Annotated in this window: 16 protein-coding genes; 8 read left to right on the top strand and 8 right to left on the bottom strand. The window is 40.0% G+C overall.

The genetic code is table 11. The features are described 5' to 3' along the window. The first annotated feature begins 4 nt into the window (after nucleotides 1–4). Complete coding sequence (locus H5122_RS17310; RefSeq protein ID WP_024596107.1) at nucleotides 5–1,036, top strand: chemotaxis response regulator protein-glutamate methylesterase; 1,032 nt, start codon at nucleotides 5–7, stop codon at nucleotides 1,034–1,036. Here H5122_RS17310 and H5122_RS17305 read toward each other — a convergent pair. Next, on the bottom strand, nucleotides 1,026–2,063 hold the full coding sequence (locus tag H5122_RS17305; protein WP_182682730.1) for a polysaccharide deacetylase family protein: 1,038 nt from the start codon (nucleotides 2,061–2,063) through the stop codon (nucleotides 1,026–1,028). The two genes, H5122_RS17310 and H5122_RS17305, sit on opposite strands and share 11 nt — an antisense overlap. Nucleotides 2,064–2,105: 42 nt before the next feature. On the opposite strand from H5122_RS17305, the gene H5122_RS17300 reads away from it, so the two are divergent. Next, complete coding sequence (locus tag H5122_RS17300) at nucleotides 2,106–3,377, top strand: MATE family efflux transporter (protein WP_259395786.1); 1,272 nt, start codon at nucleotides 2,106–2,108, stop codon at nucleotides 3,375–3,377. A 9-nt stretch (nucleotides 3,378–3,386) separates the two neighbouring features. Here H5122_RS17300 and H5122_RS17295 read toward each other — a convergent pair whose 3' ends face one another. After that, nucleotides 3,387–3,656 carry a hypothetical protein gene (locus H5122_RS17295; RefSeq protein WP_002959572.1) on the bottom strand — a complete coding sequence of 90 codons (270 nt, stop codon included), beginning with the start codon at nucleotides 3,654–3,656 and terminating at the stop codon, nucleotides 3,387–3,389. A 9-nt stretch (nucleotides 3,657–3,665) separates the two neighbouring features. Next, entirely contained in the window at nucleotides 3,666–4,241 is a 576-nt protein-coding gene (nfuA, locus tag H5122_RS17290; RefSeq protein WP_002959571.1) for a Fe-S biogenesis protein NfuA, read from the bottom strand. A 146-nt stretch (nucleotides 4,242–4,387) separates the two neighbouring features. Between nfuA and H5122_RS17285 the strand changes: the two genes are divergently transcribed. Beyond that, nucleotides 4,388–6,943: a M14 family zinc carboxypeptidase gene (locus H5122_RS17285; RefSeq protein WP_182682728.1), complete on the top strand. Its 2,556-nt coding sequence runs from the start codon at nucleotides 4,388–4,390 to the stop codon at nucleotides 6,941–6,943. Nucleotides 6,944–7,166: 223 nt separating this feature from the next. On the opposite strand, the gene H5122_RS17280 is transcribed toward H5122_RS17285, so the two are convergent. Then, nucleotides 7,167–7,844, bottom strand: coding sequence for a ComF family protein (locus tag H5122_RS17280; protein WP_024596110.1), 678 nt, complete (start codon nucleotides 7,842–7,844; stop codon nucleotides 7,167–7,169). Nucleotides 7,845–7,918: 74 nt separating this feature from the next. On the opposite strand from H5122_RS17280, the gene bioH reads away from it, so the two are divergent. From bioH to H5122_RS17265, 3 genes are all read left to right on the top strand, one after another. After that, nucleotides 7,919–8,656 carry a pimeloyl-ACP methyl ester esterase BioH gene (bioH, locus tag H5122_RS17275; RefSeq protein ID WP_024596111.1) on the top strand — a complete coding sequence of 246 codons (738 nt, stop codon included), beginning with the start codon at nucleotides 7,919–7,921 and terminating at the stop codon, nucleotides 8,654–8,656. Between the two features lie 90 nt (nucleotides 8,657–8,746). Further along, on the top strand, nucleotides 8,747–9,055 hold the full coding sequence (locus H5122_RS17270) for a hypothetical protein (RefSeq protein WP_002959563.1): 309 nt from the start codon (nucleotides 8,747–8,749) through the stop codon (nucleotides 9,053–9,055). A 4-nt stretch (nucleotides 9,056–9,059) separates the two neighbouring features. Next, nucleotides 9,060–9,914 (top strand): putative metalloprotease CJM1_0395 family protein, encoded by an 855-nt coding sequence (locus H5122_RS17265; protein ID WP_024596112.1) that lies wholly within the window; start codon nucleotides 9,060–9,062, stop codon nucleotides 9,912–9,914. Nucleotides 9,915–9,986: 72 nt separating this feature from the next. Here the strand turns inward: H5122_RS17265 and H5122_RS17260 are convergent, their stop codons facing one another. The 4 genes from H5122_RS17260 to greB form a co-directional block, all read right to left on the bottom strand. Continuing rightward, entirely contained in the window at nucleotides 9,987–12,314 is a 2,328-nt protein-coding gene (locus H5122_RS17260) for a Tex family protein (RefSeq protein WP_165724173.1), read from the bottom strand. A gap of 168 nt (nucleotides 12,315–12,482) precedes the next feature. Continuing rightward, nucleotides 12,483–13,064 (bottom strand): CBS domain-containing protein, encoded by a 582-nt coding sequence (locus H5122_RS17255; RefSeq protein ID WP_024595749.1) that lies wholly within the window; start codon nucleotides 13,062–13,064, stop codon nucleotides 12,483–12,485. A gap of 50 nt (nucleotides 13,065–13,114) precedes the next feature. After that, nucleotides 13,115–13,426 carry a hypothetical protein gene (locus H5122_RS17250; protein WP_024595748.1) on the bottom strand — a complete coding sequence of 104 codons (312 nt, stop codon included), beginning with the start codon at nucleotides 13,424–13,426 and terminating at the stop codon, nucleotides 13,115–13,117. Between the two features lie 116 nt (nucleotides 13,427–13,542). Beyond that, a complete protein-coding gene (gene greB / locus H5122_RS17245; protein WP_002959554.1) occupies nucleotides 13,543–14,022 on the bottom strand; it encodes a transcription elongation factor GreB in 480 nt (159 codons plus the stop codon). Between the two features lie 195 nt (nucleotides 14,023–14,217). Between greB and ompR the strand changes: the two genes are divergently transcribed. After that, nucleotides 14,218–14,937 (top strand): two-component system response regulator OmpR, encoded by a 720-nt coding sequence (gene ompR, locus H5122_RS17240; protein WP_002959552.1) that lies wholly within the window; start codon nucleotides 14,218–14,220, stop codon nucleotides 14,935–14,937. A gap of 5 nt (nucleotides 14,938–14,942) precedes the next feature. Continuing rightward, nucleotides 14,943–16,259 carry a two-component system sensor histidine kinase EnvZ gene (envZ, locus tag H5122_RS17235; protein ID WP_182682727.1) on the top strand — a complete coding sequence of 439 codons (1,317 nt, stop codon included), beginning with the start codon at nucleotides 14,943–14,945 and terminating at the stop codon, nucleotides 16,257–16,259. The last annotated feature ends 18 nt before the right edge of the window (nucleotides 16,260–16,277 follow it).

The raw sequence follows: 16,277 nt of genomic DNA, 5'->3' as shown, positions 1-16,277 counted from the left end.
ATGCATGATTAAAGTATTAATAATTGACGACTCCCCTTTAATTAGGCGTTTACTCACTGAAATATTACAACAAGCTAAAGACATTACAGTAGTGGGGAGTGCTGAGGATCCCTATGAAGCTCGCGAAATGATAAAAAAACTCAGTCCTGATGTATTAACGCTCGACGTAGAAATGCCAAAAATGGATGGTATTAGTTTTTTAAAAAACCTAATGCGATTAAGACCAATGCCAGTAGTGATGATTTCAACACTGACACAAAAAGGCTCTCCTATCACACTAGAAGCACTCGAATTAGGGGCTGTTGATTTTATAGCTAAGCCTACTAATAACGTAAGAGAGCAATTGAGCCAATATGCATCACTTGTTCAACAAAAGGTGCGAATAGCTGCTGGAGCAAGAGTAAGAAGCTATAAAAAAACGGTCGTCACAAATGAGCCTATTAATACTCATTCTCAGTTTTTACTTAATAAAGTAATAGCGATAGGTGCTTCAACGGGAGGGACTGAGGCTATAAAAGAAGTACTTATTAAAATGCCACAAAATTGCCCGCCAATTGTAATTACTCAGCATATTCCTCCAGTGTTTAGCGCTTCATTTGCTGAGCGAATGAATCGTACATGCACGATAAATGTGAAAGAAGCTGAACATGGCGATAAGCTTAGCGCGGGCTGGGCTTATATAGCACCGGGTGGGTTTCATTTAAGTATTAAAAAACGAGGTGTTAGCTTATATTGCCAGCTTGATGATGGCGAGCCGGTGAACAGACATAAACCTGCGGTAGATGTGTTGTTTAACTCATTAGTTGAAACTGGGGCTAAAAACGTAGTTGCAGCCATACTAACAGGAATGGGGAGTGATGGCGCAAAAGGGTTACTTGCACTAAAACAAAACGGTGCACATACCTTGGCTCAAGATGAGTATTCGTCTGTGGTATGGGGTATGCCTAAAGCAGCTGCTGAGCTAAATGCAGCTGACGAGATAGTTGCGCTGGATAAAATAACCCAGCGGCTTTTACATCAGGCTGTTAAGGTTTAGGCGCTTCTATTACCCAAGGCTGCGAAAACCAAAAGTAATCACCAGGGCTTGAAATAGAAGGGGCCGTGCAATTAAAACGAGAACGCCCTTTATTAAGCACCTTTGGTGAGGTTATTTCGACAGTATTTTTAGTTATCCATTTTAAATCTGCTTGGCCTACGCTTGATACATAACAGGCAAATTGGCTCTTATGAAAATCACCCATCTTAAATTCAATTGTGAGCGTGGGTGGATTTTGCTGTGTAACGCTATCTTGATAAGTTAAATTGGTGATATTAAACGCGCGTGAGTTAAGCTTAGTAATAAGGGTTTCTAGTTTACTGTAAAAGCCTGATGCTGGAAAACGCGGTAAGCGGCTAAAATTAGAATCTTTATTTACAGCGCCTGAGTGCTGGCCAATACCTACAAAACCAAGCTCTTTCACGAGTGCTTGCAGCTCGTTATTAAACTCACCATACGGGTATGCTAAGTATTTATAGTCGTGGCCTATTTCTTCTTTTATGCGCTTTTGAGAGCTAAGAATATCTTGCTTAATACGTGATTGCCATTGTGCATCGGTTTCGTTTTCAAGCTTAAGGTGTAAGTAATCATGTTGTCCGCTATGATTGGCTATTAATGCCCCTTTTTTAGATAACTCTTTAAGCTTATCCCACCCCATTACGTAATTCATGCCTTCGTCTATTAATTTAGGATTTACGAAGATAGTGTACGGGTAGCCAAACTTTTCTAAAATAGGCGCAGCTTGTTCATAGTTATTGTTATAACCATCATCAAAGGTGATGGCGAGTGTTTTATCAGGTAAAGTTTCACCTTGTTGAAGCGCGCTAATTAACTCATTAAGAGGAATAACGTTAAAGTTGTGCTCTTTTAAATAGCTTAAATGCTCCGTAAATGTATTTGCGCTAACGCTCGTGACAGCGGGTAGGGTTTCACTAACATGATGATACTGTAAAATAACGGCTGCTTGAGCCCGTACAGATACACTAATGAGGATAAATAACACTAAATGAAACAATTTCTTATACATAATAAGGCACACCATAAAAGCTTGCTGTTGTTAGCGGGTCCGATGATACTATCAAATATCACAGTGCCGTTGTTAGGAATTGTTGATACTGCTGTAATTGGGCACTTAGGAAGCGCTCATTACTTAGCGGGTATTGCCCTTGGCTCTGCAGTTATATCTATTTTATTTTGGCTTGCTGGTTTTTTAAGAATGAGCACCACGGGACTCGTGGCACAAGCATACGGAAAAAACGATTTAACCCAACTTGCCGCTTTACTTAAACGAAGCTTATTACTTGCAAGCGCAGTGGCTGTGCTATTAATTGTGTTATCCCCATTAATAAAGCACGCTATAGCTTACCTCTCCGCCGCCAATGGCGACGTACTTGCCCAAGCTTATCAGTATTTTAGCATTCGTATTTTTAGTGCTCCAGCAGCATTATGTAATTTAGTGTTACTGGGGTGGATGCTTGGTGTGCATTATGGTCGAGGTCCATTTTATTTATTACTCGTCACTAATATTGTTAATATAGTGCTCGATATTTATTTTGTTGTTTATTTAGATTGGGCAGTTGCAGGCGCTGCATGGGCGTCACTTATTGCTGACTATACAGCACTAGTATTTGCGCTGTTTTTAGTAGTTAAACTAGCTAAAAAACAAGGCGTTGAGCTAAATGTACCGAATTGGTTGAGTATTAGCAAAATGGCTGAATTATTGAGTTTGAATAGAGATATATTTATTCGCTCTTTAACACTGCAATTATGCTTTAGTTTTATGACATTTTACGCAGCCCGTATAGGCGAAACCACATTAGCTGCTAATGCTGTTTTACTTAACTTTTTAATGTTGGTGAGCTTTGCTCTTGATGGTGTTGCTTACGCCTCTGAGGCAAAAGTAGGGCAAGCTAAAGGCCAAGGAAGTGTTAAAAATATAGAGCTGTGGGTTAAAATAAGCGTATTCTGGGGTATGCTTTTTGGTGTGTTATATAGCCTATTTTTTGCATTATTTGGCAATACCATAATCAAGCTTTTAACTAATGTGCCAGAGGTTATTCAAGAAGCAACGCATTATTTACCATGGATAATAGTATTACCAATTTTAGCCATGAGCTGCTTTTTGTTTGATGGTGTTTTTGTAGGGCTTACGCGAGCAAAGAACATGCGTAACAGTATGATACTTTCAGCTGGAGTTGGCTTTTTTGGTGTATTTTGGGTGTTTATAGACTGGCAAAATAACGGGTTATGGCTGGCTATGAGCTGTTTTATGTTAATGCGCGGGGTTACATTGATAATTAAATATCACCACTTAAAAATAAATAATCAGCTATTAGATTAAATAAATGATTTATTTCCAGAGATCGGGGTCGTGGTGTTTAGGGCCCATATCTTTTAAAACTTGTGAAAAACGATTAGCAAAAATACCGCAGTAGCCCCAACCGGCAAAAAATAGTGCTGGGAGTAAAATTATAACGCCAATTATTTGTAAGCTGTAGTGGGTGTAATACCCAATAGATATGAATATCACGGCTAGCACAAATAGTGCTAAGCCGCGAAAAAAGCGCTTTAAGCTCAGCTTAGGATTGCTCCCTAAGCGATAGATAAGCTGCTTTAGCATTTACAAGGCCTAATAGTAAGAGTGATCGCCCGCTTCGTGTTCTGTTATATCAGCAACACCGGTGATTTCTTCAAACTTAGCTATCATTTCTTTTTCAATGCCTTCTTTTAGTGTTACATCGATCATAGAGCAACCGTTACAACCACCACCAAACTGAAGTATAGCTATACCTGCAGCTGTAATCTCAACAAGGCTTACTTGACCACCGTGGTTAGCAAGTTGTGGATTTACTTCGGTTTCTAGCATGTGCTGTACACGTTCGTTTAACGATGCATCGTCACCTATTTTACGCGCCTTTGCATTTGGTGCTTTTAGCGTTAACTGAGTACCCATTTTGTCGGTAACAAAATCGATTTCAGCTTCTTCTAAAAATGGCGCACTTTCTGCATCTACAACGGCATCAAAACCGTTAAAGTTTAGGCGAATATCGCTCGCTTCTACAGCGTCTTCTGGACAATAAGACACACCACATTCCGCTTGTGATGAACCAGGGTTTACAACAAACACACGAATATTGGTTTGTTGTGATTGATCTGCTAATAGTTTAGCAAAATGCGCTTGCGCTGTTTCGGAAATAGAAATCATAAAACCATCTATACTTGACTAAATTACTCGGATACTGCGTATCATACTCCGCTCATCGTGTTGCGGCTAGTGTTGAGCGTAAAAAGTTGGCATCTATTTTAAGCAATGGTAGCGTGCAAACAACGAACATTTTTTGAGTGATTTATATGCGTTTGGTATTAACATTAATGGTGGTGTTGCTTAGCTTTTCAAGTGTAGCTAAGCCACTTTCGTATTATTTTGAACAAGATGTAAAATTTGACCCTTCAATTCCTACCCCTGAGCAAGTACTCGGTTACGAAGTAGGAGAGTGGCATGTGAGGCACGATCAGCTAGTACGTTATATGGAAATACTTGCTGATAAAAGCGACCGTATAAATTTTGAAGTGATTGGCCGCACACATGAACAACGCCCACTTGTCATGCTAACAATTACAGCAGCTGACAAGTTATCAAGCATAGAGCAGACACGCCAAGCTCACTTAGCACGCTTAAGTAACGATGGATCAGATGCTAATTCTACAAAACAGCCTGCCGTTGTATGGATGGGATACAGTGTGCATGGTAATGAGTCATCAGGTAGTAACTCATCTTTGCTGGTGGCATATTACTTAGCTGCTGCACAAGGTACTGAAATAGATGAGTTATTAAATAACACGGTTATTTTACTCGACCCTTCGCTTAATCCTGACGGACTTGCTCGTTTTGCTAATTGGGCTAACAGTAACCGAGGTATGAACTTATCAAGCGACCCTAAAACCCGTGAACATGTTGAAAACTGGCCAAGTAGCCGTACCAATCATTACTGGTTTGATTTAAATCGTGACTGGTTATTACTACAACATCCTGAATCGCGCGCGCGTATTGCTAAATTTCATCAGTGGAAACCAAATGTCTTAACAGATTTTCATGAAATGGGACCAAACAGCAGTTACTTTTTTCAGCCAGGTATCCCTAGTCGTAAGCATCCTATAACACCGGATGAAAATGTAACGTTAACTAAAGCGATTGCTAACTATCACGCAAAAACGTTAGATGAAAACAACGCACTGTACTTTACCGAAGAAAGCTTTGACGACTTCTATTACGGTAAAGGTTCAACCTATCCCGATGTAAATGGTGGTGTAGGTATTTTATTTGAGCAAGCCAGTTCTCGCGGGCATATCCAAGACACCATAAATGGACCTTTGAGCTTTCCCTTTACTATTAAAAATCAACTATTAACGAGTTTATCTACCTTTAAAGCCGCTGTTGATAACCGCCAAGCATTACTTGATTACCAAGCTAAGTTTTATAATCAAGCTACTGATTTAGCCAGTGATGAAAGCTTTGAAGGTTATGTAATTGAGGGCGCGGATGACAACACTCGTATTAAAGATTTTTTAGGGTTGTTAAAACAGCATCAAATAGATGCTTTTTCGCTTACTAAATCACTCAAGGCAAATGGCAACAACTATACAACCAATAGCTACTTTGTGCCCTTAGCCCAGCCACAGTACCGCCTAATAAAAGCTATTTTTAGCGAGCAAAAAAACTTTGCTGATAACACCTTTTATGACGTATCTGGCTGGACTTTAGCGCATGCGTTTAACTTACCTTTTGCAAAAGTAAAAAGCAGTTGGGGTTTAGAGGTTGCAAGTAAACCGTGGCAAAAAGCGGTAAAACCTTCTTTTGCTTCACTTGAGCAAGGCTATGCGTTTGGCTTTTCGTGGGATGATTACCTAGCACCTAAAATGCTAAACAGCCTGTTAAAGCAAGGTATTAAAGCGCGTGTAGCGCTAAGCCCATTAACAGCCAAATCAAACTCAAGTGAAGTAAGCTTTGATGCTGGTAGTATTATTGTGCCAGCAGGCTTACAAACGAATAATGATTGGGTGGGAATATTAAATAAAGCACAAAACGAGTTTGGAATTGCAATCAAGCCTATTAACTCAGGGCTTACAAGCAAAGGAGCCGATTTAGGGTCTCGTACAATGGCGGTTGTTAGCGAGCCAAAAGTATTATTGGTAGGTGGTAAAGGTGTAAGCCAGTACGAAGCTGGGGAAGTATGGTATTACCTCGATCGCTTTGTAGGTGTTGCGCCAACAATTGTTGAAATGGAGCGTTTAAACTCTATTGAACTCAGTAATTACAGCCATATAGTACTTGCTCATGGTAACTACAATAGCTTATCTGATACCGACAAAGTGGCTATAAAAAGCTGGGTAAGAAAAGGCGGCGTTATTTGGGGCCATAAAGGCGGTGCTAAATTTTTAGCTGATCAGCAATTACTCAAAGCAAGCTATCTATCACGACAAGATGTAGCGAGTGCATTTAAAACAAAAGGTTTAAGCTACGCCGATAAGGACCATTTAGCAGGGCGTCAACGCATTGCAGGAGCTATTTTTAATACTAATGTAGATTTAACTCACCCACTTACATTTTCACTTAAACGCAATACATTGCCCGTATTCAAAAACAGTACTTGGTTGCTAGAAGCTTCCGATGCGCCATTCGTAAATGTACTTACCTATACTAAAAAGCCATTGTTAGCGGGTTTTACCGATGCTGTTAATGTTGAGCAAGTTGCTGGTGGTGCTGGCTTAATTGCGCACTCATACGGGCGAGGTACAGTGATAGGTATGACCGACGACCCTGTATTTAGGGGTTACTGGTATGGGACTAGTCGACTACTAAGCAACGCTTTATTTTTTGGCCATACGTTTCGTGCAAATGGCGAATAATACCAATTAGCTTAATTAAGTAATCTATTTTGAGGATGGAAAAACGTGTTGATAGCTAGGCAAAAAATTCGCTAATTAGTTGTTCTCGGCAATTGCTCCTGGATTGCTCTACCTTCTGCATCCATGCAGTCGTAAATGAGAATTTTTTAACACAGGTAGCGACACGTTTAGCCCCGCAAAATGATTAAGTATTATTGCGGATTGGTTTAATACTTTTTAATAATTAAATAGGCGTTAAGCAAGTTGTAAAAGCCCACACTTGTTTAGCGCCTGCTTGTTTTAGTGCACTAGTAGCTGCGTTTAATGTTGCCCCTGTCGTCATCACATCATCAACAATAGCGACTGTTTTACCTGCCATGTCTTGTGTACAAATAAAGGCATTTTTTAAGTTTCTTATACGCTTTGCTTTGGATAGCTCCGACTGAGCTTGTGTTTTTTTATCGCGAATAAGAACATTACTTAGTGGGGCGTAATTAGCTAAACAGGGTTGCCATACTTGGCTTACCTGATTAAATCCGCGAGTAATAAAGCGGCTTTTATGAAGAGGTAAAATAATAAAGGTATCTGGCAAATTAGGGCTTTGCTCAAAAAACTGCGTTAACTGTTTTTGTATAATTTGCTGCAATGCCTTTTTATAATGAATTTGATTATTAAATTTTAGCCTTTTAAGCCAATGCTCAAAGGGAGGTTGATAAAAAGCGCATGCAAATAATTTATCAAACTCGCAATTAGGAAACATCTCAATAATATCAGGTCGATGCAATAAGCTCGTATGCTTACTAAAATCAAACAATGGTAAATCTTCAAGGCAATAATCACATAGCCCTAAAGAGGTCGTAATCGAGTTTTGACACTGCACGCAATAAGAGGGAAATAACCAATTTAAAACGGCTTGTTTCACAGACTCGCTCCTTGCATTGCAATCGCCTTTCTAAACGTTATGATGAGCCTAAGTTTGGTAAAGGTTAGGCAAATATGCAAAATGAGTTAGTGTTATTACATGGTTGGGGAATGAATCAGGGCGTATGGCAGTTAGTACAGCCAGAACTTGAGTTTTTATATTCAGGAAATGTACGTAGCCTTGACCTACCTGGGTTTGGTAATAGCGATGTGTGCCCAAGCCCTTATACTTTGCATGATGCAGCAGAAATTTTAAGTAAGCAATTAAAGCCAAAGAGCATTTTAATGGGATGGTCGTTAGGTGGATTATTTGCACTTTATATTGCGAAGCATTGGCCTGAAAAGGTATCTAAAGTTATTTTAATAGCATCGACTCCTTTTTTTGCAGAGGCAGATAATTGGCCTGGAATAAAAGCGAATGTATTGGCGCAGTTTAAAGAGCAATTAGTTAATCATCGAGAAAAAACAATAGAGCGCTTTTTAGCTATTCAAGCAATGGGTAGCGAGTCGGCGCGTGATGATATAAAGCAGCTTAAACAATTACTAAATCAGTACAGCGCACCCCAAAGCGATGCCCTGAGTGCTGGTTTAGATATTTTACAAAACGACGATTTACGTGACTTATTTACTCATTGCCCAGTCCCTATTAGAGGAGTATTTGGCCGCCTTGATGCTTTAGTACCTTATAAAGCTATTAGCAAAATGTCAGCACTAAATGCTGAGTTTGAATATGAAGTACTAGATAAAGCGTCCCATGCACCATTTATTTCTCATAAAAGTGAGTTCTTATCTGTCGTTAAATCAATGCTTTAAAATAGAGCTAAAAATAGCGCTGTTTAAAGCTTTATTTTGAGCAGAACCTGAGCGATAATTAAACAATGTTTATTTGGTGGAGGTTTTAATATGCCAATCGGATCAGTATTTAATAGTGGTATAGAAGGGTTTAACCGAGCTAGCCAAGGTATTGAAAAAGCCAGTGCTGAGATTAACCGTGCCAGTATAGAACAACAAGATGACGCGCAATTAGCGCAGCAACGTCAGCTTACGGCAGCACGCCCTGAAGAAGCGATTACTGCACCAGTAGCACAACCAGCTCGTGTTGATGAAGCGCTTGTTAACTTAAAAGTTGAAGAGTTTAATGCCAAGGCAAATACGCAATCAATTCAAACGGCCGATGATGTACTTGGCACGTTAATCGATATTAAAGTTTAGTATTATGAATATTGTCACGCCATTTCCGTCTATTAATATAAACACCGCAAATGTTTATACGGAAACCGCACGGCGTGACAACCAACTACGCGAAGTTATTCCGGCTCCCGCATCTAGTAGCGCAAGCAACACAGAAACCAAAGCGCAAAGTGATGCTGAAAAAGCAAAATTGCCAGGCAGTAGCGATGGTGCGACGTATAACGCAACGGGAAAAATAGCAGACGAAAAGTCAGTTCAGCAGCGCGATGGAAACCCAGAAAATCCAGAGGGCACTGAGCAAGAAAGTGAAGCAATCGAGAAAAAAGAATCTGAGCAAGAAGAGCTGCAATTAGAACAAGAACAACAACAAATTACAGAGCTAAAAGCACGGGATACTGAAGTACGAATACACGAACAAGCACACGCTTCTGTAGGCGGGCAATATGCTGGCTCGCCAAGCTATGAATATCAACGTGGCCCAGATGGTACTAACTACGCAGTTGGCGGAGAAGTACAAATAGATGTATCAGAAATTCCGGGTGACCCGCAAGCGACTATAGACAAAATGCAAACGGTACGCGCTGCCGCATTAGCGCCTGCAGAGCCTTCGGGAGCTGATCGCTCTATTGCTGCAGATGCTACGCAAAAGCTAGCAGCGGCTCAAGCTGAGCTTGCACAACCTGAAAAAGAAGACGACGAAGACGCAAAAAGTAAACTTGAAGCGTCATTCTCTAGCGATGAAAGCAGCGATACAAAAACAGCTAAAAGTGATGAGCAAACACGTGATGCCGATGTTGAGGCACGGGCGGGGCGTATTGCTAACTTTTATCAAATGGCTACATCGCCAGCGAGCCAAAGTAGTTTTTCAGCGTTAAGTTAATAATTTAGCAAAACATAACCACAAAAAAACCGCTTACGCGGTTTTTTTCGTTTTAGCTTAGTTGTACAAGTATTATTTTTTTACTTTAGCATTAGCGAACGCATCGGCAAATGCATTGCCCATTAACGCATTACCGTTGTCACGTTTAGGCTTTGCAGCGCGAGGTTGCGAATTATTAGCACGTGCTTGTGGCTTTTGCGTAGCTGGAGCTGCTGACTTATTACTTGTGTCAATATCGTCATCTAAGCGCATAGTAAAGCTTATGCGTTTACGTGCAGCGTCTACTTCAACAACTTTAACCTTTACAATATCACCAGCTTTAACAACTTCACGCGGATCTGATATAAATTTATTCGTGATTGCTGAAATATGCACTAAACCATCTTGGTGAACACCTACATCAACAAACGCACCAAAATTAGCAACGTTTGAAACCACACCTTCTAAAATCATACCTGGCTTTAGGTCACTAATTTTTTCAACACCGGCTTTAAACTCAGCTGTTTTAAATTCAGGGCGAGGATCTCGACCAGGTTTATCAAGCTCAGTAATAATGTCGGTAACGGTTGGTAAGCCAAACTTTTCGTCAGTGTAATCGTTAGCAGCAAGTTTAGTTAAAAAGTCGCTGTTACCAATTAGGTTACTGACATCTAAGCTATTGCGTTCACAAATGCGTTTAACAACAGGATAAGCTTCAGGGTGTACTGATGAGTTATCTAGTGGATCGCTACCATTGTTAATACGTAAAAAACCAGCCGCTTGTTCAAATGCTTTTGGCCCTAAACGCTCAACCTTTTTAAGCTCACTACGTTTAGTAAATGTGCCGTTAGCATCGCGATAATTAACGATATTTTGCGCTAATGTTTTGTTTAAACCAGATACGCGTGTAAGTAACGGTACCGAGGCCATATTTAAATCTACGCCTACTGAGTTTACACAGTCTTCAACTACTGAAATAAGGCTCTGGCCTAATTGGCTTTGCGATACATCATGTTGGTATTGGCCAACACCAATTGATTTTGGCTCAATTTTAACAAGTTCAGCAAGTGGATCTTGGAGGCGGCGCGCAATAGAGACAGCCCCTCGTATAGAAACATCTAAATCTGGAAATTCATTAGCTGCAAATTCAGAAGCTGAGTAAACCGATGCACCTGCTTCGCTAACCATAATTTTACTAAGTTTAAGTTCGCTGTTTGCTTTGATAAGCTCAGCAACCAACTTATCTGATTCGCGTGATGCAGTACCGTTACCAATCGCAATTAGCTCAACTTTATGCTGACGGCAAAGTTGCTCTAACGTACGCACTGATTTATCCCAATGATTTTGTGGTGCATGAGGGAAAATAGTTTGTGTAGCTAGTAATTTACCTGTGCTATCAACAACGGCAATCTTACAGCCAGTACGAAGGCCTGGATCAAGACCTAAAGTAGTACGAGGGCCTGCAGGTGCAGCCATTAATAAATCTTTTAAGTTTTTAGCAAATACATCGATTGCACCGGCTTCTGCTTTTTCGCGCATTGCTGCAAAAAACTCATTCTCTAGGTGTAACCCTAGCTTAACTTTCCACGCCCATTGAACAACGTTTAATAACCAAGGACTTGCCGCTTTATATTTAATATCTAAACGGTAATGCTCAGCAATCATGTTTGCACATAATTGTGCTGAATTTTCAGCACTAGGCTCTGGGTTTATATTTAACTGAAGTACACCTTCATTTCGGGCTCTAAGCATTGCAAGCGCACGGTGAGAAGGTACTTTTTTAAGAAGTTCTTGATGCTCAAAGTAATCACGGTATTTTGCACCGGCTTGCTCTTGGCCTTTAATCACAGTACTTTCAATTGCGCCATTTTGGCTAATGTGGCTTCTAAATTTAGCAAGTAATTTTGCGTCTTCAGCAAAGCGTTCCATTAAGATGAATTTAGCGCCTTCAAGTACCGCTTTTGTATCTGCAAAACCTTTTTCAGCACTTACAAACTGCTGTGCTTGTTGCTCTGGGTCAAGGTTAGCATCTTTAAATAGTGCATCTGCAAGAGGCTCTAAACCAGCTTCAATTGCTATTTGGCCTTTAGTGCGGCGCTTAGCTTTATATGGTAGGTATAAATCTTCAAGTTCTGTTTTACTTTGTGCATTAGTTATATCGGCACTTAGCTCTGGCGTTAGTTTATTTTGCGATTCGATTGTCGATAAAATAAAACTACGGCGCTCTTCTAGTTCACGTAAATACGATAAACGCTGCTCTAAAAGGCGTAATTGGGTGTCGTCTAGGCCGCCTGTAACTTCTTTTCTGTAGCGGGCAATAAAAGGAACAGTTGCGCCTTCATCAAGTAACTTTGTTGCAGCAACAACCTGTTGCTGCTGTGCGTTTAACTCACCGGCTAAACGTGCAGAGATATCGCTCATGCAAAAACCTTTTTATACAATAAAATAAGACCAGAAGCGTGTTACTGGCGCTGTTAATTGCTTGAATAATATCACAGGAGGTAGTAATGAAAAGCTCTTAAAGCAAGCTATTTTACTTGCTTTAAGATGGTTGGGTCGGGAGCAAATCAATTCAACTAAAAGAGCGCCCTAGTGAGGGTGCTCAATGTTTTCTAATACCTCACTGAAAGAGTGAGCAATAGGTGAGATATGTACAGGAATATGTAATGTTTTAGCTATTTGGCGAGCTGAAATTAAACCACAAATTTCGTTACTCGCTGTTGTAACTAATAAAAACATTGTGCCCTGATGCTCCATCGTTTGCAGCGCATCACCAATGCATGCGTAGCTTAAGCTTTGCATACTTACACCTGTAAGGCGGCTAACTGGTGTCATAATGTCACGTAAGCTTACTTCGCTTCGTTGCATATTTAAGCGCTCTGCAATAATAGTAATTTTAGAGCTTTGTAAATCGGCGCTAGAAACTAGGCCAATTAATTTTTGGTGTTCGTCTGTTACTAAAACAAAGTCAGATTGTTGTGCACTTACTTGTTTAAGCGCATCTGTAATCGTTGTTCCATGCTCTGCACGAATAGGTGTTTTTTGAGTAAAGTTATTCACCATTTTTAGCGCTGGAGAAGATAAATCGATTAATGGTTGATCATCTGCAAATGTGCTAGCAATAACGCCATGAGAAATATTTTGGGTACGTAATTCTTTAAAGTTAGACATAGTAGTCACCTTAGTAGTTATAAAATTTAATTAAGTTTTAAAATAATGAATTAAATTAAATAGCTAGGTGGTCCGCGTTGGTATGCAGTGCTAAAAGGTCTGTTTAGATTAGTGCTCTTATAAAAAGAATCTACGACATTAGGAAGTGGTTGAGGCGACCTATAGGTAATAGTGTTAACGTGAGAGTCCACGTCAAAATCGAGGTTTGCTTGGTCAGGAATATCACAAGTAATAAAGTGATTAGATAGTTTAGCGTTATCAAGGTTTACGTCAGTGTTGCTGGCATGCAGCGTCAAACTTACACTCATTAAAAGTGCAAACAATACGGCATTACTAAATATGCGCTGTACTATGTTTGACATAATCACGACCTTAATTAACTGCTTTCAAATTAAACAAATCAACTTGAATAATTCAGTTATAGCTTATTGCTTTAATTTACACAATCAAAAGTTAACATGATCTGAATCAAAACTTTTTATTTCTTTTTTTGGTAATCGATACTGTTTACATACCACTGCTTTTTTCCCTGAGGAGTGGTCACTTCAAATTCGTCGTCCACTTGTTTTTTAATCAACGCACGCGCCATAGGTGAGTCTATTGATATGTAATCTTTACGGTCGTAAATTTCATCAGGACCTACAATTCTGAACTTTTTAACTTCACCTTCTTCGTTTTCAATTTCAACCCATGCACCAAAAAATACTTTTCCATCTTGCACGGGAGAGTAGTCAATAATTTTTAAATCAGGTATGCGCTTGCGTAAGTAGCGAACACGCCGGTCAATTTGGCGCAGTAAACGCTTATTATACTGATAGTCTGCGTTCTCAGAGCGATCTCCTAGGCTGGCTGCCCAGCTTACTATTTTTGTTACTTCTGGGCGTTTTACGTTCCATAGTTGATCGTGTTCTTGTTGTAATTGCAAGTAACCTTCGCGGGTAACTAAATTTGTTTTCATGGCCAATTCTTTATTAACTCTAATGGTGTGCACGTTATTAAATTTGCCAAAATTTGTCGAGCGTAAAATGTAATAAAGTACGAGTAAGGAAGCTTTGAAATGTTCAGTAACAATCTAAGCAAGTAATTAGTTTTTGATTATTAAGTTTTTCATTTATATTAACTAGTAATTGGATATAAAAATAAGAAAGAGATTATGGGACACGAGACCACAAAAGTATTAGTTGTTGATGACGATATGCGCTTACGCAGTTTGCTTGAACGTTACTTAGTAGAGCAAGGCTTTATTGTTAGAACCGCAGGAAACTCGGAGCAAATGGATAGACTCCTAGAGCGCGAAAACTTTCACTTAATGGTTCTCGATTTAATGCTCCCAGGCGAAGATGGCTTATCTATTTGCCGCCGCCTACGCCAAAAAGAAAATGAAATTCCTATTGTTATGCTTACTGCAAAGGGCGACGAAGTAGACCGTATTATTGGTCTTGAACTTGGCGCTGATGATTACATTCCAAAACCATTTAATCCACGTGAGCTACTTGCTCGCATAAAAGCAATTTTACGCCGCCGCGCAAAAGAAGTGCCAGGTGCTCCTGCTGCTGAAGAAAACTTAATCGCTTTTGGTAAATTTACGCTTAATTTAGCAACGCGCGAAATGAGTGAAGGGGACAAAACAATATCGCTTACCAGTGGTGAGTTTGCAGTGCTTAAAGCGCTTGTTTCGCATCCGCGTGAGCCACTTAGCCGCGATAAGCTAATGAACTTAGCGCGTGGGCGTGATTACAGTGCGCTTGAGCGAAGTATTGATGTGCAAGTGTCGCGACTTCGCCGCATGATTGAAGTAGATGCTGCTAATCCTCGATATATTCAAACCGTTTGGGGTTTGGGGTATGTGTTTGTTCCCGATGGTGAAAAGTAATATTTATGGGCATGTTTCCGCGCAGTGCTTTTGGGCAAACTGTTTTTTTAGTGGCGGCTTTGTTGCTAATAAATCAAATAGTGTCTTATGTTACGGTTAGTTTTTATGTTGTAAAACCAACCATTGAGCAAGTTAACTTGATGCTTGCTAAGCAAATTAAAACGGTATTTATTGACTGGGAAGATGGCGTTGAGATAAACGACGAAGTATCTGCAAAGTTTTTTGAAATCACTGGCATTGAGGTCATGACGCAGCGCGAAGCAATGCGCCAAGGGCTTGGGCAAAGCCGCGAGTATTCTATGCTATCGCGTAGCATGACTGAGCAACTTGGTGGTTTTTCTCGTGTACGTATTAGCCAAACAGATCCATTGATTTATTGGGTTGAAGCACCGCAAGCACCAGGTTATTGGGTAAAAGTACCGCTTAAAGGCTTTAAAGAGAATAACTTAGAGTTTTTAACTTTTTACTTATCAAGTATTGGCTTTTTAAGCGTTTTGGGTGGGTGGTTGTTTGCAAGACACCTTAATAGGCCATTAAAAGCATTGCAACAAGCTGCAGTAAAAGTAGGTAAAGGCGATTTTTCTACCAAATTAGAAGAAGAAGGCTCAACAGAAGTAATAGAAGTAACGCGCGCGTTTAATCAAATGTCGCGCGGAATTGCCGCACTTGAAAACGACCGCCGCTTACTAATGGCCGGTGTATCTCATGATTTACGTACGCCGCTTACGCGTATTCGTTTAGCCACCGAAATGATGGTTGATGAAGATGACTATCTTCGTGAAGGTATTATTTACGATATAGAAGATATGAACGGGATTATCGATCAGTTTATTGAGTATTTACGCCACCATAAACGTGAAGAACTAAGTTGTGAAGATATAAATGCTTTAGTTGCCGAGGTTGTTAATTCTGAGCTTCAGCATCAACGTACTATTACGTTTAAAAGTAATCCAAATGTAGGCAATATACCCTTAAGCTCTGTGGCTATTAAACGTGTAATTACCAACATGATTGGTAATGCGCTGCGTTATTCTGAGGGCGATGTTGAAGTACTTAGTTACTTTAATTCAAACAAAAAATATGTAGTTATCGCTGTAAACGATAGTGGTCCTGGGATCCCTGAAAACGAATTAGAGTCTGTGTTTGAGCCCTTTAAGCAAGGCGATGCTGCACGTGGCAGTGAAGGTAGTGGCTTAGGCCTTGCCATTATTAAACGCATTGTTGATATGCACGACGGTAAAGTAAAACTAGAAAACCGCCCAGAAGGCGGTTTAAGTGCACAAGTATATTTGCCAATCAAGGTATTAACCCCTGCACAATAAACACAGGGGTTTTATTGT

The sequence above is a fragment of the Pseudoalteromonas sp. SG43-8 genome (assembly GCF_014164245.1).
In the GTDB taxonomy this organism is placed as follows: domain Bacteria; phylum Pseudomonadota; class Gammaproteobacteria; order Enterobacterales; family Alteromonadaceae; genus Pseudoalteromonas; species Pseudoalteromonas distincta.
Note: the sequence above shows the minus strand (reverse complement) of the source record. Positions and strands in the feature narration are given on the sequence as shown.

Excerpts from the sequence above, each read along its gene's own strand:
- H5122_RS17310 (WP_024596107.1), top strand. The coding sequence starts at position 5 with ATGATTAAAGTATTAATAATTGACGACTCCCCTTTAATTAGGCGTTTA.
- H5122_RS17285 (WP_182682728.1), top strand. The coding sequence starts at position 4,388 with ATGCGTTTGGTATTAACATTAATGGTGGTGTTGCTTAGCTTTTCAAGT.
- envZ (WP_182682727.1), top strand. The coding sequence starts at position 14,943 with ATGGGCATGTTTCCGCGCAGTGCTTTTGGGCAAACTGTTTTTTTAGTG.
- H5122_RS17255 (WP_024595749.1), bottom strand. The coding sequence starts at position 13,064 with ATGTCTAACTTTAAAGAATTACGTACCCAAAATATTTCTCATGGCGTT.
- bioH (WP_024596111.1), top strand. The coding sequence starts at position 7,919 with ATGCAAAATGAGTTAGTGTTATTACATGGTTGGGGAATGAATCAGGGC.
- H5122_RS17295 (WP_002959572.1), bottom strand. The coding sequence starts at position 3,656 with ATGCTAAAGCAGCTTATCTATCGCTTAGGGAGCAATCCTAAGCTGAGC.
- H5122_RS17250 (WP_024595748.1), bottom strand. The coding sequence starts at position 13,426 with ATGTCAAACATAGTACAGCGCATATTTAGTAATGCCGTATTGTTTGCA.
- greB (WP_002959554.1), bottom strand. The coding sequence starts at position 14,022 with ATGAAAACAAATTTAGTTACCCGCGAAGGTTACTTGCAATTACAACAA.
- H5122_RS17305 (WP_182682730.1), bottom strand. The coding sequence starts at position 2,063 with ATGTATAAGAAATTGTTTCATTTAGTGTTATTTATCCTCATTAGTGTA.
- nfuA (WP_002959571.1), bottom strand. The coding sequence starts at position 4,241 with ATGATTTCTATTTCCGAAACAGCGCAAGCGCATTTTGCTAAACTATTA.
- H5122_RS17300 (WP_259395786.1), top strand. The coding sequence starts at position 2,106 with ATGATACTATCAAATATCACAGTGCCGTTGTTAGGAATTGTTGATACT.
- H5122_RS17260 (WP_165724173.1), bottom strand. The coding sequence starts at position 12,314 with ATGAGCGATATCTCTGCACGTTTAGCCGGTGAGTTAAACGCACAGCAG.
- H5122_RS17270 (WP_002959563.1), top strand. The coding sequence starts at position 8,747 with ATGCCAATCGGATCAGTATTTAATAGTGGTATAGAAGGGTTTAACCGA.
- H5122_RS17265 (WP_024596112.1), top strand. The coding sequence starts at position 9,060 with ATGAATATTGTCACGCCATTTCCGTCTATTAATATAAACACCGCAAAT.
- ompR (WP_002959552.1), top strand. The coding sequence starts at position 14,218 with ATGGGACACGAGACCACAAAAGTATTAGTTGTTGATGACGATATGCGC.